General features: G+C 61.0%; 19 protein-coding genes. 14 read left to right on the top strand and 5 right to left on the bottom strand.

The genetic code is table 11. The features are described from left to right. The 5 genes from BTW07_RS15290 to BTW07_RS19675 form a co-directional block, all read left to right on the top strand. A partial coding sequence (locus BTW07_RS15290; protein ID WP_144076926.1) for a DUF2345 domain-containing protein occupies positions 1 to 757 on the top strand: 757 nt, incomplete at its 5' end. A 17-nt stretch (positions 758 to 774) separates the two neighbouring features. Then, positions 775 to 1,689 carry a DUF4123 domain-containing protein gene (locus BTW07_RS15295; RefSeq protein ID WP_075571047.1) on the top strand — a complete coding sequence of 305 codons (915 nt, stop codon included), beginning with the start codon at positions 775 to 777 and terminating at the stop codon, positions 1,687 to 1,689. Next, positions 1,686 to 4,403 (top strand): T6SS effector BTH_I2691 family protein, encoded by a 2,718-nt coding sequence (locus BTW07_RS15300; RefSeq protein ID WP_075571048.1) that lies wholly within the window; start codon positions 1,686 to 1,688, stop codon positions 4,401 to 4,403. The genes BTW07_RS15295 and BTW07_RS15300 overlap by 4 nt, the downstream gene beginning before the upstream one ends. Positions 4,404 to 4,406: 3 nt before the next feature. Then, the gene (locus tag BTW07_RS19670) at positions 4,407 to 5,456 is read left to right on the top strand and encodes a DUF6708 domain-containing protein (protein ID WP_139313664.1); all 1,050 of its coding nucleotides are present in this window, start codon (positions 4,407 to 4,409) and stop codon (positions 5,454 to 5,456) included. Between the two features lie 303 nt (positions 5,457 to 5,759). Further along, positions 5,760 to 6,815 (top strand): DUF6708 domain-containing protein, encoded by a 1,056-nt coding sequence (locus tag BTW07_RS19675; protein WP_144076929.1) that lies wholly within the window; start codon positions 5,760 to 5,762, stop codon positions 6,813 to 6,815. Between the two features lie 366 nt (positions 6,816 to 7,181). Here the strand turns inward: BTW07_RS19675 and BTW07_RS15310 are convergent, their stop codons facing one another. Further along, positions 7,182 to 8,204: a LacI family DNA-binding transcriptional regulator gene (locus tag BTW07_RS15310; protein ID WP_158025887.1), complete on the bottom strand. Its 1,023-nt coding sequence runs from the start codon at positions 8,202 to 8,204 to the stop codon at positions 7,182 to 7,184. A 466-nt stretch (positions 8,205 to 8,670) separates the two neighbouring features. On the opposite strand from BTW07_RS15310, the gene BTW07_RS15315 reads away from it, so the two are divergent. The 5 genes from BTW07_RS15315 to BTW07_RS15335 are packed head-to-tail and all read left to right on the top strand — an operon-like array spanning position 8,671 to position 14,604. Then, complete coding sequence (locus tag BTW07_RS15315) at positions 8,671 to 9,600, top strand: Bug family tripartite tricarboxylate transporter substrate binding protein (protein WP_075571050.1); 930 nt, start codon at positions 8,671 to 8,673, stop codon at positions 9,598 to 9,600. Between the two features lie 50 nt (positions 9,601 to 9,650). Continuing rightward, the gene (locus BTW07_RS15320; protein ID WP_075571051.1) at positions 9,651 to 10,088 is read left to right on the top strand and encodes a tripartite tricarboxylate transporter TctB family protein; all 438 of its coding nucleotides are present in this window, start codon (positions 9,651 to 9,653) and stop codon (positions 10,086 to 10,088) included. A gap of 1 nt (position 10,089) precedes the next feature. Further along, positions 10,090 to 11,643 carry a tripartite tricarboxylate transporter permease gene (locus BTW07_RS15325; RefSeq protein WP_075571052.1) on the top strand — a complete coding sequence of 518 codons (1,554 nt, stop codon included), beginning with the start codon at positions 10,090 to 10,092 and terminating at the stop codon, positions 11,641 to 11,643. Then, complete coding sequence (locus BTW07_RS15330) at positions 11,630 to 12,778, top strand: mandelate racemase/muconate lactonizing enzyme family protein (RefSeq protein WP_075571053.1); 1,149 nt, start codon at positions 11,630 to 11,632, stop codon at positions 12,776 to 12,778. Before BTW07_RS15325 ends, BTW07_RS15330 begins: the two co-directional genes overlap by 14 nt. A 29-nt stretch (positions 12,779 to 12,807) precedes the next feature. Then, a complete protein-coding gene (locus tag BTW07_RS15335) occupies positions 12,808 to 14,604 on the top strand; it encodes an alkaline phosphatase family protein (protein ID WP_075571054.1) in 1,797 nt (598 codons plus the stop codon). A 30-nt stretch (positions 14,605 to 14,634) separates the two neighbouring features. On the opposite strand, the gene BTW07_RS15340 is transcribed toward BTW07_RS15335, so the two are convergent. Then, a complete protein-coding gene (locus BTW07_RS15340) occupies positions 14,635 to 15,537 on the bottom strand; it encodes a LysR family transcriptional regulator (protein ID WP_075571055.1) in 903 nt (300 codons plus the stop codon). A gap of 162 nt (positions 15,538 to 15,699) precedes the next feature. On the opposite strand from BTW07_RS15340, the gene BTW07_RS15345 reads away from it, so the two are divergent. Continuing rightward, complete coding sequence (locus BTW07_RS15345; protein ID WP_075571056.1) at positions 15,700 to 16,323, top strand: NAD(P)H-dependent oxidoreductase; 624 nt, start codon at positions 15,700 to 15,702, stop codon at positions 16,321 to 16,323. A gap of 46 nt (positions 16,324 to 16,369) precedes the next feature. Here the strand turns inward: BTW07_RS15345 and BTW07_RS15350 are convergent, their stop codons facing one another. Together BTW07_RS15350 and parS are read right to left on the bottom strand one after the other, a co-directional pair. Next, positions 16,370 to 16,834, bottom strand: coding sequence for an RES family NAD+ phosphorylase (locus tag BTW07_RS15350; protein WP_075571057.1), 465 nt, complete (start codon positions 16,832 to 16,834; stop codon positions 16,370 to 16,372). Next, on the bottom strand, positions 16,831 to 17,280 hold the full coding sequence (gene parS / locus BTW07_RS15355; RefSeq protein ID WP_075571058.1) for a type II RES/Xre toxin-antitoxin system antitoxin: 450 nt from the start codon (positions 17,278 to 17,280) through the stop codon (positions 16,831 to 16,833). The genes BTW07_RS15350 and parS overlap by 4 nt, the downstream gene beginning before the upstream one ends. A 120-nt stretch (positions 17,281 to 17,400) precedes the next feature. Here parS and BTW07_RS15360 point away from each other — a divergent pair, with 120 nt between their 5' ends. Then, on the top strand, positions 17,401 to 17,985 hold the full coding sequence (locus BTW07_RS15360; protein WP_075571059.1) for an FAD-binding oxidoreductase: 585 nt from the start codon (positions 17,401 to 17,403) through the stop codon (positions 17,983 to 17,985). Between the two features lie 11 nt (positions 17,986 to 17,996). Further along, entirely contained in the window at positions 17,997 to 18,152 is a 156-nt protein-coding gene (locus BTW07_RS20050; protein WP_232823791.1) for an FAD-linked oxidase C-terminal domain-containing protein, read from the top strand. Between the two features lie 25 nt (positions 18,153 to 18,177). On the opposite strand, the gene BTW07_RS15370 is transcribed toward BTW07_RS20050, so the two are convergent. Continuing rightward, positions 18,178 to 19,767, bottom strand: a complete 1,590-nt coding sequence (locus BTW07_RS15370; protein WP_075571060.1) for an alkaline phosphatase D family protein — start codon at positions 19,765 to 19,767, stop codon at positions 18,178 to 18,180. A gap of 154 nt (positions 19,768 to 19,921) precedes the next feature. On the opposite strand from BTW07_RS15370, the gene BTW07_RS15375 reads away from it, so the two are divergent. After that, entirely contained in the window at positions 19,922 to 20,317 is a 396-nt protein-coding gene (locus BTW07_RS15375; RefSeq protein WP_075571061.1) for a GFA family protein, read from the top strand. The last annotated feature ends 64 nt before the right edge of the window (positions 20,318 to 20,381 follow it).

The raw sequence follows: 20,381 nt of genomic DNA on the forward strand, positions 1-20,381 counted from the left end.
GCTCGACCTCACCCCGGCCAGGCAGCAGCTCGACAGCGCCTATCACCTCTCCGACAGCCTCAGCCAGAGTGCGGCGGACCACAACGCCGACGCCCTCGACAGCCGCGAGAACCTCAAGCAGGCCGGGGATGACGCCGACGACCGCTACGGCAACAGCGAGCAACTGACCAGCACCGATCAAACCAGTGCTAGCGATGCCACCGACAGCGGCGGCCGGGGCGAAGCGGCGCGGATGAAAGCCCCCTGGCTGCACATGGCCTCGCCGGCCGGCATCACCCTGAGCACGCCGGAGTCGACCCACCTGGCCCAGGGCCGCTCGCTGAGTATCTCCAGCGGCGAGGACGTCAATATCGCCACCGGCAAGAGCCTGGTCGCCTCGATCTCCGAGAAGCTCTCGCTATTCGTGCAGAAAGCCGGGATCAAGTTGTTCGCGGCGCGGGGCAAGGTCGAAGTACAGGCCCAGAGCGATGCGATGGAGTTGACCGCGCAGAAGGACGTCAAGATTACCTCCACCGAAGGGCGGATCGAAATCAACGCCGCCAACGGCATCCTGCTGAACAGCGGTGGCGGCTATATCCGCATCGAAGGGGGCAATATCGACGTCCACGGCCCCGGCAAGATCGATATCAAGGGTGCCCAGCACAGCTTTGGCGGGCCGGCGAGCATGGATGCCGCCATGCCCGAGTTGCCGGAGGGGGCCTGTGAGACCCAGTTCGCCGGGGATGACTCGGCGTCTGCCGGTGCCAGTGCGCTATAGCGGGAGAAACCGACATCATGGAGCGTCAGACAACGTCCCCAACGCAGTGTCATCCAGCCGCCCGGGTGGGTGCGCCCAAGCCGTTCGATCTCGACTGGCTACAGCCGGGCAGGCATCGCTATGCACTATTGAACCCGCTACATGTCGCGTCCAGCGATCGCGACGATCTGGATAGCCGGACGTTGCGAACGCCGAGCGTCAAGGTTCGCGATCCGCTGCTGCCCCAGTTGATCTGCCTGGAGGCGCTCTCGCCGACGCAGCGTGAGCATCTGGCCAAGCGGATCGAGCAGTATGCCAAGCGCGGTCGCGCTTTCCTGTCTGCCTTGCTGCAAAGTGAGGCGGACACCGAAGAGGTGATCAGGCACTTCCGGTTCACGCTCGAACAGGCCCGCCCCGGCAGCCGAAGACGCTGGTGGCTGCGCTGCTATGATCCTCGAGTCTTTCGCCATCTCTGCTGGCTGCTCGAGACCGCGAGCATGGATCGCTTGCTGGGCCCCATCACCTGCTGGCGTTGGCCGGATCAATACGGCCAGTGGCATGCGCTCGAGCGCAACGAGGTGCCCGATCTGGCAATTCGTGTACCGCTGCTGTCTGCCTCGCAGTGGTCGTGTATCGACCGCATGGCCTCTCTCAACGCCGTCATCGACCGGCTGGCCATGCTGAAGCCGGAGGCCGTGGCCTCATTCGATGCTTATCGGGCGTTGGACGTCCTGCTCGTCCAAGCGCAGCAAATCGGCCTTGCCGCTGCCGAGGATTGCGCGCTCTACGCCGAGCAAGCTGCACGTTTTCACCCCCATATTCACGATCACCCCGAGATGCGACGGCGACTCGATCAGTCGGTCGAGACGCAGGGTAGCTACATGCGCCGCTGTGAAGACCTTTCAGCTCAGTCGTTACTCGCCATGGCACGGGAACTGGAGACCATTACATGAGTGAATCCGAGGACGTACAGTCGATCGCCAACTGTCGCGTGTGCCAGCGCAGCGGGTTGCCGATTCTGCCGCTGCGCTATGCCGTCACGCGAACGGATGGGGGAGATCAGTCCGGGCATCCTCCTGGCCCCGAGATTAGTGGCGCTTTGCTCGATGAGAGCCTCACGGCAACGCCATTACCTGAAGGGCAACGCTATACGCTCAGGCTGCTGCGCGCGGGGTTTCTCTACGTGTTCAACGAGACGCGTGGCCGCTGGATCGGCCATGTCGTCACCGACAAGGGCTACCTGATCGAATATGTCGACGTTTCCCACGACGAAGTGGTGGCGATCGATCCCGATAGTCCGCAGCCCATCGATGGCCGCTTGCAGCCGCCTGCCGACGAGCAGGAGTTTGCCTGCGCCGCCAACCCCTCGCACGCCTATCCGGGGCGTTGCGTAATGGTTCCCGATGCCGACAAGGCCGATAACGTCTATCTCTCCTTTTCCGATGTGGCCTGGACCAAGCGGGTGTGGAAAGAGCACGCAACGAACGCGAACCAGCGGCGTGACAACATGCGTCGTGTCTCGCTCGGGGCATGGCGTGGTGGTAGCGAGGCCTACGCAGAGTCGCTGGAAAAATTGGGGGACATCGTCGCTGAGGCTGGGCGTGTCTGGACACCACCAGATCGGCATGGTGCTTCAAGTACATGGCGTCCTGGTGCCTCGGGAACCTGGGGGCGTCAGGACGGACACGCTTTCGAGTTCAGCCCATTTCCGTTCCATGGCATGAAAGAGCAGGTCGAGGGACTCAAGCGGTGGGCAGACGAGCAGGCCGAACCGCTGGATATGACACCCATGCTGGTCGCGCTGGAAGACCCGGTGGGGATTTCGGCAGATCTCGCCAGCCTGACGGGCGTAAGGTTGAAGGAGAAGATGGCCGACCCTGAACAGGCCCGCCCTCTGGCGGTCTCCTCGGCCATCAATAACATCCGCCAAAGCATTCGCGAGGATGCTGAAAATCGCCAGATCTACCGTACCGAGCGTGACGCTTATCAGACGGTCTACGGTGGCCCCGGCGCTGGTGGCCGGGCGTTGGCTGGCCTGCTGATCGATGGCTTTCAGGAGCGCCAGGAGGAGATGCTGGAGCGTTGGCGCAACCCCACACCAGCACAACTGGTCGCCGCCAAGGAGGATGCCTGGAGCGATTATACCGACAAGCTGGATATGTCTCGGCTTCAGTCCTGGGAAGCGGCGTGGCAGAGTGAGATGCGCGACTTCGACAAGAATCGCATTGCGCCCCTGGCGCGTGCTCATGTCAGTTGGATGCAGAGCGATCCACTCTATCATCAGATGAATGCGGTGCATGACGACCAAGATATCGAATCTGGCGCCGCATTCGTGGATGCCATGTTGATCTGTATTCAAGACACGCAGGAGTACTCGCCCTGCGCGGAGCTATATCACCGCTGGCTATCTGCATCGAATCTCGATCAACGTAACCTGGCGTTGCGGGCGCTGGGCTACAACCAGAAAATCATACTGGAGCGGTGGGAAGGGCACGTCAGCGGCGGCTTACAGCCTGACTCCCTGCGCGGTTTACCATGGGATGGCTTGATCGGTGGCTATGAAAACGCACTGCAGTCACTTCAGGATGGTAGCCAGAATGCCGTAGTCCGGCTGACGGCCGCTTTGGGCGGGCCTTTCGCTAAGGTAGCGGCCAAGGCAGTCGATGGTGTCGTCGGCCCTGCGCTAGTCGGTATGGGCGTCATTGCACGTTCGCCTGTCATCCTGGCTGACGTGACGATGAGCAAGAAAGCCGCGATTGCGGAACTGGTCTCTAGAATGGCGGCCATCAACCCTGAGATCGGCAATCTGGAAGACCTGAATCGTGCCATCGACATCCAGATGCGCAAGGCACGCATCTATGGTGTGCCGGTCGAAGGGACCGGAAGATTTCGCTACCTGATCCTGGCCAATCCCAAAGTCATCGAGGATTTTCCCGGCCTGAACGCTCAAGGTGGTGCAAGGCAACTGGCGGAATCGGCAGTCCTGACCCAGGCAGATCGGCGCGCGATGACGCAGCTCAGGTGGCGGCAACTGCTGCCTACCGAGGCTGGGCTTGGCGTGGTCACAGGTATTCTACAGGTTATGGCGCTGTTCAAACTGTCCGATGATCTGGACAGCAGCATGGCCTACGAGCGAGGCGAGAACCGGCGGCGCTTCTGGACGGGGACGGCTGGGCTGGTAGGTACAGTCGCGGAAACCGTAGGTAAATGGTCCGAGAGTGCTGTGAAGACGGGTAGTCGATACGCCTTACGTATGGAGAAGACAATCGGCCTCTGGCTAAGGACAGGTGGGCGAGTGCTAGGAGTAGGCGCAGGTGTGGTAATGGCTGCGTGGGACAGTATTCGTGGTTGGCAGGAAGTGCAGGAAGGTAATGCGCTTGTCGGTGGGCTATTGTTCACCTCTGCTGGGTTTAGTGTCTTTGCAACCGGGGTGTTTGCTGGCTGGTTTGGAGCGACGATTTTTGGGGTTTCTGCTACAGGTATTGGAATTGTTTTAGTTGTTTTAATTGTAGTTATTGCAGTTGTGATTGAGATTTTTAAAGACGATAAGATACAGGATTGGATGGAGCGTTGTTACTTTGGAAAATTTGATGTCTCTGAGCGCTATGGTGATTCAAAGCGAGAAATTGGCGAGCTGAAGACTGCGCTGAATAGTGTAGGAGGTTAAGTTATGGATTATTCTGGTCTCGGTAAGAGGAATCGGTTCTCCGTTGGTTATCGTCTAAGCGATGAGAAATCTTCTGCTCGCTATATTCAAGGTGAATCTGTAAAAAGCATGCCGATGGATTTTTTTTCGGTCATAAAAGTCAATAGTAGTTATATTGAGCTGGTAGACCGCTGGTATCCAATTCGCGGGTTTTGGGCATGGCTTTCAGTGATGCTGGGATGCGGTTCGCTATTGGTGTCTGGCGCGTTGCTATATGCGGTTTTTTTTCCAATAGGTGAACCGATGATTCCGGGGGTGGGAGCAAAAATATTTTTTTTATTTCTCTCCTTGATGTTCTTTTTAGTTGCTTGTTTTGGGGCATGGTACGCTTTCAAAGTTGAGTGTTTAGGATATACCCATTATCCCATCCGCTTGAACAGGAAGACTCGAGAAGTTTATTTTTTCCGCCAAGACGGAACAGTGTTAACCGTGCCTTGGGAATCTCTTTCTTTGACGCTGGGTGAATCCAAGAATCCTCTAGTTGGAAAGACTTATGATCTGCGTGCTCGTGTTCTGGAGGAAGACGGTGAGACGGTTCGCGAATCGTTCTCTTTAGGCTATACATTTCCAGGTAAACCTGAGTCAATGGATAAATTTTGGGCTTTCTTGCAGCCTTATATGGAAGCCGAAGATGGTGTGGAACGCACGTGTCGAGAGTTAAGAAAGAGCCTTTTGATGCCAGTCGATGGTCGTCGAGAAGGATGGCGATGGAGTATTTTTCGGACTTTTGCTCCAGGGCTACATTACCCATGGACAATGCTTCTGCTATGCATCCCATTAGGTTTGAATGCTGTGGGCCGTATGCTTGCAATGAGTACTTGCAAAATACCGCAATGGCCGGAAGAGGTGGAGCGAGCCAATCCAGAGGAGCCGGACGACCCTTACCGACTGACCTGGCGCGATAATGGCCCGCTGGGCTGGTGGGAGCTTTACTGGCCCCTTCTATGTACCGTTATTGGCGTGGGTTCTTTTATCGGGATTTTAGGCTGGGTGATTTCCGGCCTATGGCGATAATGATTGAACATTATTCGTCAACAGCCGTCGACCAGTGACGAGCTGGCAGTGTGGAAGCTCATAGCAACCTGCTATGAGCTTTGCTGATGCATTCTAACTGCTGTCCAGTGTCACGAAAATTCGTCTTGTATTTACTAAATGCGGCTCAGCTGAGTGGCAGGTTGCTTCACTGTCAGTGCCCCCACTTTCTGCGTGTTCAGATTTGCCCAATACTGATCGCATAAGGGTGTATGATCATTATTATCCGAAGTCCGAGATGTGAGAGCGTGACTTGGAATGGTCAGGTGAACTAGGTGAATTAAGATGGATTATGCTGGGCTGGATTATCGGAATGTTCGCTTCCCTGTTGACCGAGCCTTGACAGAGGCTGAACGCGCTTCGCGTTACAATCAAGGGCAGCGGGGAAGGGCTACACCGATGGATTTTCTATCGGTTGCGAAGGTTAATTCAGAATATATAGATCTTGTTGACAGATGGTACCCAATAAAGGGTTTTAATGTGTGGTTGGGGGGGTGCGTCTTATTAATTTCCATAGGCATGCTATTTGCAATATATGGAGGTGTTTTCTTTTCTGGTCGTACTGCCCCAGTGGAAGTGGTGGACTGGATTGGTATTGTTGGGCTGACGCCACTTTTTCTGTGCTTGGCATGGGCTGGTTGGTGGCTAATCCGCACCGAATGTGGGCGATACACTCATTACCCGATTCGCCTGAATCGCAAAAGCCGTCAAGTCTATTTTTTCCGCCAAAATGGTACGGTGTTGACAGCGCCATGGGAGTCATTGTTTCTGACATTGGGTGAATCGAAAAGCCCCTTGGCTGGAACGACTTATGACCTGCGTGCTCACGTGCTCGACGATGATGGCGAAACGGTTCGCGAGTCTTTTTCGCTTGGTTACCCTTCCCCACTAGGTAATGCGCAGTCGATTGATAAATTTTGGGCCTTTCTGCAACCCTATATGGAAGCGGAAGATGGTGTGGAGAGAACCTGGCACCACCTCAAGGAAAATACGGGATATTTGGTGCCAGTCGATAATCGCAGGGAAGGCTGGCGCTGGAGCATTGCCCGTAGCTTTATGCTGGGAGCCCACTGGCCTTACCTTCAGCTTCTGTTTTCGCCCTTCCTTGGACTGAATGCACTAGGCCGTATGTTGGCAATGCGCACCAGCAAAATACCGCAATGGCCGGAAGAGGTGGAACGAGCCAATCCGGTGGAACCGGACGATCCTTACCGATTGACCTGGCGCGATAATGGCCCGCTGGGCTGGTGGGAGCTTTACTGGCCCCTGCTGTGTACTGTGATTGGCGTGGGGGCTTTCGTCGGTGCTCTTGGTTGGATCGTCTCCGGTTTATGGCGCTAGTGGCCAGACTTCTCTGCTAGCAGAATCACTCATTGATTGGTCGTGGTTTGTAGGGTCTAGGGCGCCCTTGTTAGAGGGTTCTGCCTCAGGGGCTATCTTTGATATATCGAGCAGAGCGGTATGGTGGCCAGTGATGGCAGCTTCAGCGGGCGGGGCAAGATCCCCGCTATCTTATCCTGGGAAGAATGATTGCTGATTATTCGTGGACGGTCTATCGCAACGAAGCTGCGTTCACCGGCCGGATCTACAACGGCGAGCAGCCCCAACTGGCACCGCCATGGCCTGCTTTTCGAGTACCGCGAAGGGATCGTCGGCGACGCCACTCCACCTCTGGCGCGAGTCGTATCCTGAGCGCTAGCGGTGTCCTCAAACGCTCTCCCGCTCCACCAGCCTCACCCCCAGATCCAGGCGCTTCTCCGCCTCCGGGAGTTCGCTGGCGAGACTGGCCAGCAGCAGCCGGGCGGTGTGCTGGCCGATCTCCCGGCGTGGCGGTTCGATGGTGGTGAGCGGGGGTACGGTGCTGGTGGTGAAGTCCAGGTTGCCGAAGCCGGCAAGGGCGATGCGGCCGGGAACGTCCCACGCCTGTCGCTGGCATTCGCACAGCACGCCGAGCGCCACCATGTCGTTGGAACAGGCAATGGCCTCGATCTCCGGATGATCCTGCATCAGCGCGTGAGTCAGCCGTCCGGTCTCCTCGGCGTGGCTGCGTCCGCTCAGCTCCCGCAGTTCGACCGTCCCGCCGGTGGCCTCCACCGTGTCCCGAAAGCCGTGGTAGCGATCCCGCGCACGCACGTCGCGCTGGAAGTTGGTGCTGACGAACGCCATCCGGCGGCGCCCCTGCCGCAGCATGTGCTCGGCCACCAGGCGGCCGCAGGCGTGGTGAGAGAAGCCCACCACCATGTCCAGCCCCGGCTGGCCGTAGTCCCACATCTCGACGATGGGCGTATCGTTGTTGGCCAGCACCGATAGCGACTTGCGGGTGTGCAGGAAGCCGGTCAGCACCAGGCCGACGGGGTTCCAGCTCAGAATCGAGCGAATCAGCTCCTCCTCCCGCGCATCGTCGAATTCGGTGTTGCCGATCAGCAGTTGATAACCGGCGCTTCGCAGATGGCGCTCGAGGGTTTCCAGCGTCTCCGAGAAGAACGAGTTGGTGATGGTGGGCACCAGCACGCCGATCACGTTGGAGCGCGACGACGCCAGCCCGCCGGCCATGGTGTTGGGCAGATAGCCCAGCCGGTCGATGGCCGCCTGGATCTTCTCGGCGCGCCCAGGGGAGACCTCGTCCGGACGACGCAGATAGAGTGACACCGTGCTCGGCGACACGTTTGCCAGTCTGGCGACTTCTCCCATGGTGACGCGCTGCGAACCGCGTCGTCGTCGTTTGGCCAAGATTCCGTTACCTCGTTCCTGACCCCGCGCTCGGGTCAGATAAGCAGATGAAGTTTTTTTCGTTCCCCTTTGGGTCCCGCGCGCTAGGCACTGTCGGAAAACTGCCTGCGCTCGCCCATACGGCGTTAAAAATCGGCTCAAGATGCTCATTTACACCGCGTAAACTCCGCTCTTTCATCGATTTTTGCCTTGTCTAGCCTTCGCTCGTCGACTTTTCAGACAGCGCCTAGTGTAACGGGTCTGGCGCGGCGCTTCGTGAGGGGAGAAGCACCGCGCTCGGACCGCGACCTGGGTCGGGGTCTACGACGAATGGACGATAACGACGCGTTGTTCGTGTCTATTCGTAGCGCTACGATTTTAGGCCATGTCGAGGAAGAATTCTCCTGAACGGGCTCGAAAGAGGCCAAATATCTGATGGCAGCGCTGGTTTCGCTTGTTTTCGCAGCGCTACGAAATGGAGCCAACCATGAAGTCACTGCGCTATTCCCTGGCCACCCTGGCCCTGATCGGCACCACCCACGCGGCCGTGGCTGCCGACAACCTGGAGATCATCGTGCCCTTCGCGGCAGGTGGTGCGACCGACATCGTCGCCCGCAGCTTCGAGCCGACTTTCTCGCAACAGCTCGGCGTCACTTCGGTGGTGAGAAACGTCGCCGGAGCCAGTGCCACCGTGGGCACGGCGGAAGTCGCCAACAGTGAAGGCAATCCGAATATCATCGGCTATGAACCGGCCGGCGCGCTGACGATTCAGCCGTCGCTGAAGAAATTGCCCTATGGTCCGGACAGCTTCACCTATATCTGCCGCACCGTGTCCAATCCGATGTTCCTGATGGTCTCGAAGGCTTCCGACATCACCTCGTTCAAGCAACTGGTCGAGGAGTCCCGGGATCAGCCGTTTCTCTACGGCTCCTCCGGTCCGGGAACGCTGCCGCATCTCGCCATGGCGGCGACCGTGGTCAATAGCGACCTGAAAGCCGAGCACATTCCCTACAGTGGCTCGGGGCCGGCGATGAACGCGTTGGCCGGCAACGAGATCCAGATCATGGCGGATACCGAAACCATTCTCGAGAACTATGACCTGCGCCCGCTGGCGGTGTTCGCCGATCATCGCGTCGAGGGCTACGACGACGTGCCGACGGTCGAGGAGCTCGGCTTGCCGGCGCTGGATTTCGCGGTCTGGCAGGGCGTCGTCGCGCCCAAGGGGATCTCTGACGAGCGTGCCCGGCAGTACGCCGAAGCGTGCAAGGCGACGGTCGAATCGGACAAGTTCCAGAGCTTCGCCGACAAGGCCAAGGCGGGGATCGCCTACCTCGGGCCGGATGACTTCAAGGCGTTCGTCCAGAAGCGCTTCGAGGCCAACAAGCAGGTGTTGAAGGATGCGGGCCTGGCGCCGTAATCCGCTCTTTCACTCTCTTTGTTTTCTCGATCTCTCAGGAGCCGCGATTCATGTTCGCTTCCTTGATCCACCCTCGGGTATTGACCGCGCTGGCGCTGTTGCTGGCCGGTAGCGGTCTTTCGGTCACCGCCTGGCAGGGGCCGGCGAGCGCCATGCTGGTGCCCCGTATCGTGCTGACGATCTGGTGTGCAATGGCCTTGGCGGTATTGATCGGCGAGCTGATTCGCCGCGTGCCGGTGAAAAACGTGACGCTGACGCCGCTACCGTTGCTGATGGCGGTGGTACTGATCGCCGCGATTGCCACGGCGAGTCTCGGTTTTCTGCTTCCGGCGCTGCCGCTGGTGGCGTTGACACTATGGCTATTTCGTATCCGACGGCCGCTACCGTTGGTGCTGGGAACGATCGTGATCGGCGGCGGGCTGTGGTTCCTGTTCCATCACGTGCTGATGATCCGGTTGCCGGCACTGCTCACGAATGGAGTGATCTGAGATGGACGTGATTCTGGCGGCGGTCGGCGACGCCTTCACCTGGCAGGCGCTGCTCGCCATCGTGATCGGCACCTGGGCGGGCATCATCATCGGCGGGCTGCCCGGGTTGGGCTCGGTGGTGGGCTTGACGATCTTCCTGCCGTTTACCTTCGGCATGGATGTCATCACCAGCATGGCGCTACTGATCGGTGTCTATTGCGGCTCGGTCTACGGCGGCTCGATCACCGCGATTCTGATCAACACGCCGGGCACGCCGCAGTCGGCTGCCACGGTCTTCGACGGCTATCCGATGACCCAGCAGGGGCGGGTCGACGAAGCGCTGGGCTGGGCGACCTTCGCCTCGTTCTTCGGCGGCGTGCTCTCCTGCGTGTTGCTGATCTTCTGCGCCCCGCAGTTGGCCAAGTTCGCCGTCAACTTCGGTTCGATCGAGGTCTTCGCGCTGGTCTGCCTGGCGATGCTGTGCATCGTCGGGATCTCCCGCGGCAGCCTGCTCAAGGGCCTGGTGTGCGGGATGATGGGTTTCTTCTTCTCGATGGTCGGCAGTGACCCGATCACCGGCGCCGACCGTTTCACCTTCGGTACCTATGCGCTCAGTTCGGGGCTGGACCTGATTCCTGTAGTGGTGGGGGCGTTCGCGCTATCCGAAGTCTTCGTTCGCTTCTCGGCGCGTGACGAGGAGGCGACCACCATCCCCGAGGCACGGCTGCGCTTCCCCAGTTTGCGCGAGATCGGCCGACGTCTGGTCGAACTGCTGCGCGGTTCCTTTATCGGCAGTTTCGTCGGTGCCTTGCCGGGCACCGGTGCGGCCGCGGCGGCCTTCATCAGCTATGCGGCGGCGCAGAAACTGTCACCGCGCCGGGCCAATCTGGGCAAGGGCGAGCCGGACGGCATCATCGCCTCGGAATCCTCCAACAACGCGGTGACCGGCAGCGCCTTCATCCCCACTCTGGCACTGGGCATCCCCGGCGACGTGGTCACGGCGATGATGATGGGCGCCATGGTGATTCACGGCATCACGCCGGGTGTACGGCTGATGGCCGATCAGGCGCAGACGGTTTACACGCTGTTCGTGGTGCTGATCATCGTCAATGTCGCCATGCTGATTCTCAGCAAGCCCTCCATCGGTCTGTTCCGCTACCTGTTCAAGTTGCCGCTGGGCTTCGTGATGGGTGGGATCGTGATGTTCAGCTTCATCGGGGCGGTGTCGGTACGTGGCAACCCGCTCGATCTGGTGGTCGCGGCATTGACCGGGATTCTCGCCTACGTGCTGCGTCGCAGTGGCTACCCGCTGGCGCCGCTGGTCATCGGCATGGTGCTGGGGCCGGCGCTGGAGAGTTCGCTACGCCGAGGCCTGCTGATCTCGCGCGGTGATTTCCTCTCGTTCTTCACTCACAGCGGTATCGCCACCACGCTGTTCGTTCTGATCGGCCTGTTCCTGATCTGGACGATCGTGGGTGGCGTGATCGAGTGGCGAGCGAAAGTCATCCGTACTCGCCGCGAGGCCTCTTCCGCTCAACCCGCTTCCGAACAAGGGATCATGCATGATCATCACTGAACTCAAGACCCATGTGCTGGCCGCACCGCTGGAGCAGCCGTTTTCCTTCTCCCAGGGCTGGGTGCATCAGCGCACCGCCATGCTGGTCGAAATTCATACCGAAGAGGGGCTGGTGGGTTGGGGCGAGTGCGTCAACCACGGCCTGCAGCCGCCGCAGGTCGCCCAGGCGATGGTCGAACATGCGCTCAAGCCGCTGGTGATCGGGCGTTCGGTCTTCGAGCGCGAAGTACTGTGGGAGACGATGTATAACCATACCCGCCCCTACGGTCAGAAGGGCGTGGCGCTGTTCGGCATCGCGGCGATCGATATCGCGCTGTGGGATCTGGCCGGCAAGGCGCTGAACCAGCCCATTCACCGGCTGATGGGCGGCGCATTCCGCAACGAGATTCGCCCCTACGCCACCGGCTTCTATCGCCGCGAGGGCGGGAACTATCCCGAGGAAGTGGTCGACGAGGCGCTGCGCCATCAGGCCAACGGCTACCGCGCGATGAAGATCAAGACCGGCTTCGGGATCGAGGCGGACATCCGCGACATGCGCGCGGTGCGCGAGGCGGTGGGCGACGACATCGCGCTGATGATGGATGCCAACTGCGCCTACAGCGTGCCGGCGGCGCGGCGGATCCTGATGGAGCTCGAAGAGACGCGGGTGCATCTGTTCGAGGAGCCGTTGAGCCCGGAAAACCGCCACGGCTATCGCGAGCTCAAGGGCGTTTCGCGCACCTGGATCGCGGCCGGCGAAAACGAGTATTCCAAGATCGGCTATCGCGACTGGATCAGCGAAGGCGCGCTGGACATAATCCAGCCGGATATCGGCGCCGCCGGCGGGTTGACCGAGTGCCGCAAGATCGCCGCGCTGGCCCAGGCCTTTCATGTGCCGATGATCCCCCATGTCTGGGGCACCGGCGTCGGCCTGGCGGCCGCGGTTCAACTGATCGCCACCTTGCCGCCGCAGCCGCTTTCACTCACGCCTGACGAGCCCATGCTCGAGTACGACCAGTCGGCGCATCCGTTCCGTCAGGAGTTGATTGGCGGCGAGTTCCAGCTCAACCCCAACGGCTGCGTGGAGGTGCTCGACAAGCCGGGGCTGGGGATCGAGATCGATCGGGGAATCATCGATCGATACCGGATTGCCTGAACATCGACCCGCAGCCATTGGAGCCTGACATGAGCGATGCCAAGAAAATTCTGCTGCTGGGCGTGGATGGATTGATCCCCGAGCTGGTCGAGCGTTTCTGCGCCGAGGGCGTATTGCCGAACATCCAGCGCCTGCGCGACGAGGGCGGCTCGACGCGGCTGCTGCCCTATATCTCGACCTGGGGCGACACCAATTTCGTCACCTTCCTCACCGGTCAGGCGCCCGGTACCAGCTGGGTCGGCCAGCGCATGCCGCCCAGCGGCACCGGACACCTGCTGGAACTGATGCGCGACGCCGGCAAGCGCGCCGCGCTGGTTCACTTCCCCGAGAGTCTGGTGCCCGCTGGCGAGCGCGATCTCTGCTTTGCGCCGTTCTACAGCGGCAGCGGCCCCGCGCCGATGGAGCTGGCGCCGGCTTGCCTGCACAGCACCCATCTAGACCGGTGGACCCCGACACCGTCAACCGAAGCCCTGGGCTGGCCGCCGACCGGCACGCTGGCCCATCACCAGAAGCACAATCGCTTCGCCATCGAGCGCACGGGTGAGGATTTCATCGCGCTGATTCCGGCCCATCGGGGCGAGCCGGTGCCGGTAACGCTGCGCGCCGATGGCGAACGCCTCCACCTTCAGGTAGCGCAGGGCGAGGCCAGCCTGAGCGAGGGCGAATGGAGCGATTGGCTGCCGCTGGCGGACGAGAACGCCATTGAGGGCAAGCCGGCGGCGGTCCGTTTCAAGCTGCTCGATCTCGACGTTGCCAGCGGCAGGATCGACCTGCTGCAGTCCCAGATCACCGCACCGGAAGGCAGCAGCGGCCGGCCGGGCCTGGCACGCCGCCTGATCGAACGTCACGGCCCGTTCGTCTCCAAGTGGGCGGTCTCCGCCGACCCGGACACCCGCTACTTCGAGACCAGTTTCGAAGAGGGGCGCTATCAGCTCGACTGGCTGGTCAACACCGCGCTGACCCTGCTCAACGACGAAGGCTTCTCGCTCTTTGCCACCGTCTTCCGGCTCAACGACGAGACCCATCACACCTGCCTCGCCCAGTGCGATCCCGAATCCAAGTTCTACACAGCCAGCGATCACCAGCGTTATCTCGAGGTGATTCGGCGCTCGTACCGCATTCTCGACGACGCCGTGGGCCGGGCGCTGGCCGGCTGCGACGACGACACCACGCTGGTGCTCGCCTCCGATCATGGCGACGTGCCCAATAGCCATCTCTGTGATATCCACAGGCGGTTGGCCGAATTCCACCTGTGCACGATCGACGGCGAGGGCAAGCCCGACGTCGCCGCGAGCCAGGCCTTCCTCAAGGACGAGCGCGGCGGGCTGGAGATCTTCGTCAATCGCGACCGGGTAGCCGCTGCCGAGATCGAGCGCGTACAGACGCGAATCCTCAAGGCGCTGACCACCTGGTACGTCGATACCGACACCGGTGAGCGCAACGTGGTCGCGCTGGCACTGAAGAAGCAGGACGCCAGTCCGCTCGGTTACTGGGGCGAGCGCATGGGCGACGTGCTGTTCGCCTACGCCCCCGGCTTCGTCTGGGGCACCAACCAGCGCGGCGATACCGTCGCCGAACTCCACACGCCGGGCGCCAACCACGGCCCGCAGGTGCCTACCGCCAGCACCGGGTTCGCCTCCAACCACGGCGTGGCGTTCTTCCTCGGTGGCGGGGTTCGTCCCGGCATCGAGCTGGCGTTCGATACCGCCCGCGGAATCCAGCGCATGGACAGTGCCGGCGCCACTGTTGCGCGGTTGCTCGGGCTCTCCACCGATTCGTTGGACGGGAAGGTGCTGGAGGGGTTGCTGGAGAAGGCATGCCGATAGGCACTGCCCTCCCTACCGATCCCCAGCGGTTCATGCCGTCAAGTAATCTCCTGGTAGCCGTTCTGCCAGGAAATCCATGAACAGCCGCGCACGTTGCGAGAGGGCGGTCTGGCGGTAGTAGACGACGCTGAGCCGTTGGGTCTGGAGCTGCGTCTGATTCGGTAGCACATCGACGAGCCGGCCTTGCCGACGCGGCGCGATCGTCATGTAGTCGGTGAGGCAGGCGATCCCCTCGCCTGCGAGGACCAGCTCCAGCAGGGTCGGGCCGCTGGAGGCGGAGAGTGCCGGTTTGACGTGAAACGGCTGGCCGTATCCGTCGAGCAGCGGCCAGCGGTTGAGGTGATCCAGCTGGCTGAAGCCGAGCAGGCTATGCTGGTCGAGATCGCTGACGCTTTGCGGTGCGCCATGGCGTGTCAGGTATTCCGGACTTGCCAGTAACCGCAAGGGGCTGCTGCCCAGCGGGCGAGCATGCAGCGAGGAGTCCTCCAGTTCGCCGATACGGATGGCGAGGTCGACGCGCTGCTCGAGCAGATCGATGAAGCGGTCGTGGGTATCGAGTTCCAGCGTGATGCCGGGGTAGCGACGGCGGAATTCGCCAATCACCGGCACGATCACGAGTTGCATGAAGCTCGGCGCGGCGTTGACGCGCAGCCGTCCCTGAGGTTGATCCTGATGCCGGGCAATGGCCTCTTCGGCGCTGTCGACGGCGGCAAGGATCGAGCGCACGTGGCCGAGAAACGTCTCGCCTTCCTCGGTCAACTCCAGTCGGCGGGTCGTCCGGCGCAGAAGCGTCGTGCCCAGTTTGCGCTCGAGCCGGTTGAGCGCGCGGCTGACCCCTGACACCGTCATCTCGAGCCGTTCGGCGGCGGCGGTGATGGAGCCGCAGTCGACCACGGCGACGAACGCCAGCTGCTCCTCGAGCGTGCTTTTCATGAGGGTTGCTCCGTGAACAGACTGTTTTGTTGATTTTAAATCAAAAGTGACTTGTCGTTAGCGTGGTTTATCCACCGTCATTTGTCTTCACAATGGCTGCCATCGCACTGCGCCTGGCAGTTCTGGCGCAGCATTCACTATCGTGACGGGAACCCTTCAACGATGAAGATTCTATTGATCAATGGCGGCAAGCCATTTGCCCATTCAGGCGGCGAACTCAACAATACGTTTCATGCGGTGGCCGTCGAGGCGTTGACCGAGCGGGATCACCGGATCCACGAGACCGTGATCGAGCAAGGTTACGACGTCGACGCCGAGGTTCAGAAATTTCTCTGGGCGGATGTGATCGTCTATCAGATGCCCGGCTGGTGGATGGGCACCCCGTGGAGCGTGAAGCGCTATATCGATGAAGTCTTCACCGCCGGTCACGGTTCGCTATACGCCAACGATGGCCGTTCGCGCCACGATCCGAGCAAGCAGTATGGCGGCGGCGGCTTGCTGCAGGGGCGACGCTACATGCTGTCGCTGACCTGGAACGCCCCGCGAGAAGCGTTCGACGAGGCAGACAATTTCTTCGAAGGTCGTGGTGTCGACGGCGTCTATTTTCCGTTCCACAAATCCCAACAGTTCGTCGGTCTGGAGGGCTTGCCGACCTTCATCGCCAACGATGTGATGAAGATGCCGGACGTCGAGCGCCATACCGCAGAATACCGTGAGCATCTGGACCGGGTGTTCGGCCAGGCGGAAACGCCGGTTGCCGAAGCACGGGGTTCGCTGACCGTCTAAAAACATTGTTCGTGACACAAAGGCAGCGCTGGCTGCCTTTATCTGTTTAGAGTCTCGGATCGGGATCGAATGGCAGTGTCTCGGCCATCGCGACAACCTGCTCAAACAGCGGATGTTTAGGATTGAGCATGTAGTTGAGCTCTCGTGGTACCACGATGCTGGGCAGCGCCAGCGCCAGGCTTTGACCGGAGGTCAGCCAGCCGTCGCCCAGCTCGGCCGTCTCCGCCGGCGCCGGCGTCTCTCTCCAGTTTTCCGGTAGATCGTCCATACCGACGCGCAGAATGCTGTCGGCAGGCAGCGTCAGGCGTACCAGCGTATAGGCATTAAGCAGTCGGTAATTTTCCAGATGCACCATGATCTCGAGCAGCGCCAGTGACTCGGAACCCGCAACATACACACAGGCTCTGCCCGGACTGTTCCAGCGCCCCCCGAAGAGTCGTGCGCCTTCGCCATCGAATGCACTGTCCTGATACTTCCGTTTGACCAACCGATAGGCAGTGATCTCGTTCACGCAGAGACCCCGTGCTCCAGTCGGCCGATCAGGTTCAGTACCGTTTGGTATTCGGCCGATGTCGCGCTCATCTCGACGGGTCTGCGTCCGCCCAGCCCGATATTAGGGGCGAGCAGCCAGGCGCGTGCGCCATCGGCATCGCCTTCAAAAAGATCCAATGCCGCCTTGAAGAGCTCGGCAAAGCGATACAGCCGGTCGCTTTCCGCCATCTTGAACCGGCCCGATTTTGCACGGCGGCTCAGCGTGGCGGAAGGGATATCGACGTAGCGTGCCAGGCTCTTCTGCTCTATGCCCGACATCTTGGCCAGCTTGGGGTAGACCCGATACTCCACTCCCTCGTGAAGGAGCTCATGCAGACGGCGCCCGCGAGCGGGCAGGCCGATCTGCTGCCAGAAACCAGCTGCTGACGCTTTCGATGGCCGGTATTGGGTGAAGTGGCTGTTCATGATGAATTCTCATTTGGTTATTTTCGAGTATATCAATTGGTATACTCGGTGTTGTCGCAACCGTCAAGTGACGCACAGGGCATGAAAAAGCATCTATCGAATTGGCACTGCCTTGAGCCCTTGAATCGCCCCGAAGCGGAAACGCTCCGGGGGCTGATCGCCGAGCTCGAACCGATCCTGGGTGATCGCATTACCACAGCGGCGGGGATTCGCGAGCAGCACGGCCACGACGAGTCCTGGCACCATCCGGCCGCGCCGGACGCGGTCTGCTTTCCGCACTCCACCGAGGAAGTCGTCGCCGTGGTCCGCGCTTGCGCGGCGCATCGGGTGCCGGTGATCCCCTATGGCGTCGGCACCTCCATCGAAGGCCAGATCATCGCAGAACATGGTGGCATCAGCGTCGATCTTTCCGCCATGAATACGATTCTCGACGTCCGACCGGAAGACATGGATGCCACGGTTCAGCCCGGCGTGACGCGCACGCAGTTGAATACCCATCTGCGCGCGACGGGGCTGTTCTTCTCAGTCGACCCCGGCGCGGACGCCAGCATGGGCGGCATGGCATCGACTCGCGCCAGTGGCACCAACACCGTGCGCTACGGCACCATCCGCGAGAACGTGCTGTCGATGACGGTGGTGATGGCCGACGGCAGCATCGTCAAGACCGGCACACGGGCGCGCTGGCGGCGTTCAACCAGCGCCTGATCGAGCGCGCGCTGGCCGCCGGCGGCACCTGTACCGGCGAACACGGCATCGGCACCGGCAAGCGCGCCTACATGGAAGCCGAGCACGGCGGAGGCTGGGCGGTGATGCGCGCTATCAAGACCGCCCTCGACCCGCTCGGCATCATGAATCCGGGCAAGCTGGTGTGACATGGCCGCTCACCGCCCGTTTCTGTCAGGCGTTGGTGGAACGGGCCTCGGGCTCCAGCACTTGCGTATGCAGCGTCTTGCCGTCGCTGTCCTTGAGCGTGACCGTCAACGTCTCGCTCTCGGCGTCCAGATCGGCCTGACCGAAGAACTGATAGCCCGCCGAGGGCGGCAGGTTCGACTGGCCCTCGGGTGGCGCCTTGAAGAACGTCACTTCCGGGCCGAAGGTCGCGTCCATCTCGCTGGGGCCGAAGGTGCCGGCGTGGAGCGGCCCGCTGACGAACTCCCAGAATGGCTTGAATGCCTTGAAACTGGCGCGCTCCGGCGCGTAGTGATGCGCGGCCGTGTAGTGCACGTCTGCGGTGAACCAGACCACGTTGCTGATATCGTCATCGCGGATCGCCTGTAGCAGCCTGGCGATCTCGAGCTCGCGACCGAGGGGCTGACCGTCGTCGGCGTTGGCGATCGCCTCGAACCGATCGCCATCCGGCACCACCATGCCGATCGGCATGTCCGCGGCAATGATCTTCCAGGTTGCGGTGGAGTCGTTCAGCGCTTGGCGCAGCCAGTGGAACTGGTTTTCGCCCAGGAATGCGGTGGCCGATGATTCCTCGTCTTGCAGATTGGCGCTGTTGGAACCGCGATAGCTGCGCATGTCGAGCATGAACACTTCCATCCCCGGCCCGTAGGAGAAACGCCGATAGATCCGCTGCGGGGCAGAAGCGGGCAGGCGAATCGGCATGTATTCCAGAAAAGCCTGACGCCCCCGAGCGGAGAGCAGCGCGACGTTCTTTTCCGTATAGAGATCGTTGTCGAGGATCTCCTGTGGATACCAGTTATTGGTTGTTTCGTGGTCGTCCCATTGCGCCAGCATCGGCACTTCGGCGGCGAAGCGGCGGAAGTTGGCGTCGAGATGGTTGTAAGAATGCTGACCACGATACTCTGCGAGCGTTTCGGCGACCTTCTGCTTGGCGGGCGTGACGATATTGCGCCAGATGCCGCCATCGGGTAGCGCCACTTCCGCTTCCAATGGTCCGTCCGCGTAGACCGTGTCGCCGGAGTGGATGAAGAAATCCGGCCGGAGCTGGCGCATGGTTTCCCAGGTGCGCATGCCGCCACGGGATTCGTCGATGCCCCAGCCTTGGCCGACGACGTCCCCCGACCACACGAAACGCAGATTGCGGGGGGTGGATGGTGGCAAGCGCAGTTGCCCGACCACCGCCTCGCTCACTGCCCGCGGGTCGCCCAGTGCGGCGAAACGCACCCGATAGTGAACGGTACCCATCCCCTGCAGGCCGGTCGCATCGATCTTGCCGATCAGGTCGGTGCCGGGTAGCACATCTAACCAGGGCAGCTGGCGGGCGCCGCGAAACTCCGGATTGTCCGCCACTTCGACCAGCATCCGCGATGGCATACTCGCTCTTCCCCACAGCATGGCGCGGTCGGGCATCACGTCGCCGCTCATCACGCCACCTTCGACGGTCGGCCGTCGACCTTCCGCCATGATGATCGCCGGTGCACCCAGCAGCCCGGCGCCGGCCAATCCGAGGCCGATGCCGAGACGGCCGCTGGTCGTCAGAAAGTCACGCCTGGAAAAATGCTTTCGATCCGTCGTCATGGTCGGTCCCCGTTCGTTCGCTGTCGATAGTGCCAGTGACGATAGATTAGGGGGCGCTAATGACGAAGATGTGAAGATCCAACGAGCGTATGTGGGCCGGCCGAGGAAGGGAATCGCGCTATGCTGAATCTGCCAGTAACGAGGAGAACCGGCCATGATCAAACGCATTGGCGATACCGACATCCAGCCCCGTCATCGGTTGAGCTGCCACTGTGGGGCAGTGGTACTGGCGCTCGAATTACCCGATGGTGTGGTCGACCCGCATCGCTGCAACTGCTCGATGTGCCGACGCAAAGGGGCGATCACTTCGGGCGTTCCACTGAACGCGCTGCACGTGATCGCCGGTGAAGACGTGCTGCGCTGCTATCAGTTCAATACGATGACCGCGAAACACTATTTCTGTGGCAACTGCGGGATCTACACGCATCATCAGCGCCGTTCGAATCCCGACCAGTACGGCTACAACATCGGCTGTCTGGAAGGCGTCAATCCTTACGATCTGGGTGAGGTCGAGGCCACCGACGGCGTGAATCACCCGGCCGATCGGTGACGCCAAGCGCGAAGCCGCCCGCTGGATCATGCAGCGGGCGGCCTCCGGTGGCAGTCACGTTAGC

Source organism: Salinicola socius, from assembly GCF_001937195.1.
GTDB lineage: Bacteria > Pseudomonadota > Gammaproteobacteria > Pseudomonadales > Halomonadaceae > Salinicola > Salinicola socius.

Coding starts and splice junctions, on each gene's coding strand:
- BTW07_RS15320 (WP_075571051.1), top strand. CDS start 9,651: ATGTTCGCTTCCTTGATCCACCCTCGGGTATTGACCGCGCTGGCGCTG.
- BTW07_RS15375 (WP_075571061.1), top strand. CDS start 19,922: ATGATCAAACGCATTGGCGATACCGACATCCAGCCCCGTCATCGGTTG.
- BTW07_RS15335 (WP_075571054.1), top strand. CDS start 12,808: ATGAGCGATGCCAAGAAAATTCTGCTGCTGGGCGTGGATGGATTGATC.
- BTW07_RS15315 (WP_075571050.1), top strand. CDS start 8,671: ATGAAGTCACTGCGCTATTCCCTGGCCACCCTGGCCCTGATCGGCACC.
- BTW07_RS15330 (WP_075571053.1), top strand. CDS start 11,630: ATGATCATCACTGAACTCAAGACCCATGTGCTGGCCGCACCGCTGGAG.
- BTW07_RS15295 (WP_075571047.1), top strand. CDS start 775: ATGGAGCGTCAGACAACGTCCCCAACGCAGTGTCATCCAGCCGCCCGG.
- BTW07_RS15340 (WP_075571055.1), bottom strand. CDS start 15,537: ATGAAAAGCACGCTCGAGGAGCAGCTGGCGTTCGTCGCCGTGGTCGAC.
- BTW07_RS15300 (WP_075571048.1), top strand. CDS start 1,686: ATGAGTGAATCCGAGGACGTACAGTCGATCGCCAACTGTCGCGTGTGC.
- BTW07_RS15370 (WP_075571060.1), bottom strand. CDS start 19,767: ATGACGACGGATCGAAAGCATTTTTCCAGGCGTGACTTTCTGACGACC.
- BTW07_RS15325 (WP_075571052.1), top strand. CDS start 10,090: ATGGACGTGATTCTGGCGGCGGTCGGCGACGCCTTCACCTGGCAGGCG.
- BTW07_RS19675 (WP_144076929.1), top strand. CDS start 5,760: ATGGATTATGCTGGGCTGGATTATCGGAATGTTCGCTTCCCTGTTGAC.
- BTW07_RS15345 (WP_075571056.1), top strand. CDS start 15,700: ATGAAGATTCTATTGATCAATGGCGGCAAGCCATTTGCCCATTCAGGC.
- BTW07_RS19670 (WP_139313664.1), top strand. CDS start 4,407: ATGGATTATTCTGGTCTCGGTAAGAGGAATCGGTTCTCCGTTGGTTAT.
- parS (WP_075571058.1), bottom strand. CDS start 17,280: ATGAACAGCCACTTCACCCAATACCGGCCATCGAAAGCGTCAGCAGCT.